Raw genomic sequence first — 849 nt, 5'->3', positions numbered from 1 at the left:
CTTCGGCCCCTATATGCGGCTGTTGTCCAACCACGTGGCGCCGCTGATGCGCGCCGGAACGATGGAGCCCTCGGGCAGGCATGTCGCGATCATTGCCGCGCTGAAGGACAAGGACTTTGCCCGCGCCCGCGACGAGGTGGTGGCGGACATCACGGCGACGCAGATGACGCTGCGCGCCATCTGCCCCGATGTGCCAGAGCCCAAGACGGTCGACTTCACCGGTTTCGGCAAAGCTTCCTGATCTTCCTCAGCGTTGGGCTGACCCAAAGACAGAGAAGGTCTGTCGCGGCCGCGCTGGACCAAAGCAATCGGCTGCTTTTTGGCACCTTGCCGCTTTTCTTTAGCCTTAAAGGATTGATCCTCGTTTCGTTTTGTGATCACATGATCACAAGGAGCGAGACAGAAGATGTCCGGCTATTTTCTCTACCATTCGATCGGCACCTTCCCCGGCAAGGGCGAGAGCATGGCCGCCGCACTGGCGGACTTCTCTGCCATCTGGTCGGCGGAAGACGACGGCCAGTGGCCGGCCGCGCTTGCCGCGCGGCAACGCTTCATCGACACCTGGATCAGGCTGATCGACGCACCGCAGGGCACGCTGACCACCGCCGAGAACGTCACCTCGGCGCTCTACAGCCTGATCGGCGCCCTGCCCTCCGAGCGTCTGGCGGGAAAGCGCGTGCTGGTTGCCGCCGACTGTTTTCCGAGCCTGCATTTCCTGCTGGCAGGCTTGGCCCAACGTTTCAATTTCACGCTCGACACCGTGCCGCTCAGGCCTGGCGAAAGCTGGGTTCGCGACGAGGATTTCGTCGCCCGCTGGCAGGAAGATGTCGGGCTGGCGCTCATCACCTT

At 62.7% G+C, this 849-nt stretch carries 2 pseudogenes; both read left to right on the top strand.

Going from position 1 to position 849, the window contains the following annotated elements:
• Positions 1–241: pseudogene (locus tag EN742_RS36350) on the top strand (GntR family transcriptional regulator); the annotation flags it as partial.
• Between the two features lie 165 nt (positions 242–406).
• Positions 407–849, top strand: a pseudogene (locus EN742_RS36345) (aminotransferase); the annotation flags it as partial.

This window comes from Mesorhizobium sp. M4A.F.Ca.ET.020.02.1.1 (assembly GCF_004022645.1).
Taxonomy (GTDB): domain Bacteria; phylum Pseudomonadota; class Alphaproteobacteria; order Rhizobiales; family Rhizobiaceae; genus Mesorhizobium.
This window is presented reverse-complemented; position numbering and strand designations above follow the sequence as displayed.